The organism is Nocardiopsis sp. RV163 (genome assembly GCF_001029525.1).
GTDB lineage: Bacteria > Actinomycetota > Actinomycetes > Streptosporangiales > Streptosporangiaceae > Nocardiopsis > Nocardiopsis dassonvillei.
The window spans coordinates 1-3,455 of record NZ_LEKI01000286.1 but is presented as its reverse complement, the minus strand read 5'-3'; the positions used below and the strand labels follow the sequence as shown (position 1 = coordinate 3,455).

Here is a 3,455-nt window from a genome sequence, read left to right as displayed (position 1 = left end):
CCCTGGTACACGACCAGCCGGGCGCCCGCCGGGTGTCCCCGGTCGGACGCCCGGCCCGCGATCGTTGCTGTTCGTGCTTCGTTCTTCGTGGTCGTGCCGTCCTGCTGTGGGGAGGAGGGGCAACCCGCTAGAAGCCGTAGAAGTAGCCGGGAGCCACGAAGAGCCCGACGACGATGGCGATGATGCCCCAGAGGAGCTGCCCGCGCAGCACCCCGAGGACACCGGCGACGATGAGAATGACTCCGAGGATTGTCAGCAGAATACCCATACACACCCACTGTCCCGTAACGGGTCGACCAAACTTTTTGTTTGGATGTGATTCGGGAAAGGCGTCTTGGCGCGGGCGAGTGCCCGCGCACCGGTTGTCTCCGCGCTCCTCGAAACGACCGCGCGACCCTTCGCACGCGCCCTCGGCGCGGGGGTCCGCGGACCCCGGGGGTCCGCCCCCGGGGTCCGCGGCGGCCCTCAGCCGCGGGCCAGGCGCAGGATCCGCGCCACGATGCCCTCGCCGACCGTCGCGGTGAGGATCGACTCCGGGTGGAACTGGACCGCGTACCACCGCGCGGCCGGGTCCTCCACGGCCATGACGACGGGTTCCTCGTCCGCCCCGCCCTCCAGGACGGCGGTGACCTCGAAGTGCTTGACCAGCTCGGGGAGGGTGTAGGTGGAGTGGTAGCGGGCGGCCGGGAAGGCGTCCGCCCCGCCCAGGCCGGTGAGGAGCCGCCCGCCGTGGACCCGCACTCGGCCCGGCTTGCCGTGCACCGGCTCGTCCAGGGTTCGCAGTTCTCCCCCGGCGTGCTCCACCATCCCCTGGAGGCCCAGGCACACCCCGAACACCGGCAGGCCGCGGACGGCGAGCGCGTCCAGCAGCGCCGACATCCCGAAGTCCTCGGGCAGGCCGGGTCCGGGCGAGAGCACGACCAGGTCGGGGGCGAGCCGGTCGAGCAGGGCCGGGTCGAACCCGTAGCGGACCGTGGTCACCTCGGCCCCGTGGCGGCGCACGTAGTCGGCGAGGGTGTTGACGAAGGAGTCCTCGTGGTCGACCAGTAGCACCCGCATGCCCTCCCCCGGGAGCGCGGCGGGCGCGGCCCCTGTCTCGCCGTCCGCCCGCGCCGGGGAGTCTGCCCGCTCGCCCAGGTCGAGGGTCTCCAGCAGTGCGCGCGCCTTGAGGAAGGTCTCGCGCTCCTCGGCCTCGGGGTCGGAGTCGTAGAGCAGGGTGGCGCCCACGCGCACGGCGGCCACGCCGTCGCGGATGTGCGCGGTGCGCAGGGTCAGACCGGTGTTCATGGAGCCGTCGAAGTTGAGCACGCCGACGGCGCCGCCGTACCAGCGGCGGGGGCTGGTCTCGTGCTGCTCGATGAACCTCATCGCCCAGGTCTTGGGCGCGCCGGTGACGGTGACCGCCCACATGTGGGTGAGGAAGGCGTCCAGGGCGTCGAAGTCGCTGCGCAGGGTGCCCTCGATGTGGTCCACGGTGTGGATCAGGCGCGAGTACATCTCGATCTGGCGGCGGCCGATCACGCGGACGCTGCCCGGCTCGCACACGCGCGACTTGTCGTTGCGGTCCACGTCCGTGCACATGGTGAGCTCGGACTTCTCCTTGACCGAGGAGAGCAGCTCCTGGATGTTCTCGGCGTCGCCCAGGGCGTCCTCGCCGCGGCGGATGGTGCCCGAGATGGGGCAGGTCTCCACGCGCTGGCCGGTACCGGGCTCGCCGGTGACGCGGACGAACATCTCCGGGGAGGCGCCGACCAGGTACTCGCCCTCACCGAGGTTGAAGAAGAACTCGTAGGGGGCGGGGTTGCGCTCGCGCAGCAGCTCGTAGAAGCGGGCCGGCGAGGAGCAGCGGGCGTAGGTGCGGTGCCCGGGGACGACCTCGAACAGGTCGCCGCGCCGGAACCTCTCCTTGGCCTCGGCCACGACGCGGGCGTAGGAGCCGGGTTCGGGGCCCTCGGGCACCTCGGCGGCGACCACGGGCGGGGTGGGTTCGGTCTCGCGCGGCAGGCCGCGCGTGGTGGCCTCGGCGCGGTCGCCGTCGGCGGGGACGGTGAAGTCGTAGGTGTAGCGCACGCAGGTCTCGCGCTTGCGGTCGCGGACGATGACGGCGTCGGGCAGGTGCAGGACCAGGTCGCGGTCACCGGGGTCGCGGTCGATGTGCTGCTCGATGGGCTCGAACTGGAAGGCCAGGTCGTAGCCGAAGGCGCCGTACAGGCCGAGGTTGGCGTCCTCGGGGCTGCGCAGCGCGGCCATGACGGCGCGCAGCGCGGTGAAGACGCCGGGGCGGCGGCTGCGCTCCTCCTCGGTGAAGAACTCCGCCGGGTCGGGTTCGGGGACGACGACGGCGACGCCGCCGTGCCGGAGGTCGGCAAGGGTGCTGTCGGGGTCGGGCAGGCCGACGGAGTACAGGGCTCCGGCCAGGACGGGCAGCAGGACGCGGCCGCGGGCGTTGAGGGCGGTGGCGGTGACGCGGCGCCCGCGCGTGGTGATCTCCAGGCACGGGTCGACGTAGCCCAGGTGCCAGCGGTCGTACCGACCCGGGTACTCCATGCCGGAGGAGAGGACTCCGCCTCGGCGCAGCTCGACCGAGCGGACGAGCTCGGTGAGGGTCTCAGGGTCGCAGGCGGCGGCGCTGCGGTGGACGGTGACGCCGCCCTCGGTGAGGTACGTGCTGGTCTGTGCGTCGCTGGGGTTCACGGCCGGTCCTTTTGGCTGCGCGGTCGGATGGGCCGCACCGTCCGGGGCCGTGGAACACGAAACGACCGCCGGTCCGGGGCGGTCGCTGCATGGGTATGCGAACTCGGAGCACCGCCTAGGGGCGGCGCCACCACTGAGCCTGGGTGGTTGTCTGTCGCATGGGCACGAGTGTAGCGGGTGCGGTGTGTGCTGGGGAGGCCGACGCGGAGGTTTTCCGGTCGGGTCGCGAAGCGGGCGGCGCACGGGCCCGGGGCACGGTGTCGTCGGCCCGTTGGTCAGAGGGGCCACCAGGAGGCGCCGGTGATCGCGGCGCCCAGCAGCCCGAACAGGTCCAGGGCGCCCAGGCCGAAGCGGGCTCCCGCCTCCAGCCCGGTGGCCAGGAAGGCCGCCGGGAGGATCAGGGCCAGGGCGCGGGAGGGCCAGCGGCGGGGGCGTGGCGCCTCCGGGGCGTCCTCCTCCTCGTCCGCCCGGTCCAGCCAGGGCCGGTCCAGGCGGGCCACCTCGCGGCGCAGGTCCTGGACCTCCGCGTGGTAGCGGTCGCGCTCCTCGCGGACCCGTTGGAGTTCGGAGCGTTCGGCACGGACGGCGGCGCGGGCGTCGAGGATGTCCACGCGGGCGCCCTCGGGTCCGTGCCGGGAGTGCCAGCGCTCCAGCCGGGCCAGGGGGAGGTCGACGTACTGGGTGGGCCAGTTGTCCTCGGGGACCTCGCCGTCGGGGAAGTGCTCCGGGGCGGGTTCGGTCTCGGTCGCGTAGTCGAGGGG

2 protein-coding genes and 1 pseudogene are annotated in these 3,455 nt (G+C 73.1%); all 3 read right to left on the bottom strand.

Annotation, left to right across the window (positions count from 1 at the left end; genetic code table 11):
- Nucleotides 1-127 precede the first annotated feature (127 nt).
- On the bottom strand, nt 128-268 hold the full coding sequence (locus ABD54_RS28690) for a GPGG-motif small membrane protein (protein ID WP_047872194.1): 141 nt from the start codon (nt 266-268) through the stop codon (nt 128-130).
- Between the two features lie 197 nt (nt 269-465).
- Nucleotides 466-2,694, bottom strand: coding sequence for an anthranilate synthase component I (locus ABD54_RS26035; RefSeq protein WP_047872193.1), 2,229 nt, complete (start codon nt 2,692-2,694; stop codon nt 466-468).
- A 275-nt stretch (nt 2,695-2,969) separates the two neighbouring features.
- A pseudogene (locus ABD54_RS26030) lies at nt 2,970-3,455 on the bottom strand (hypothetical protein); the annotation flags it as partial.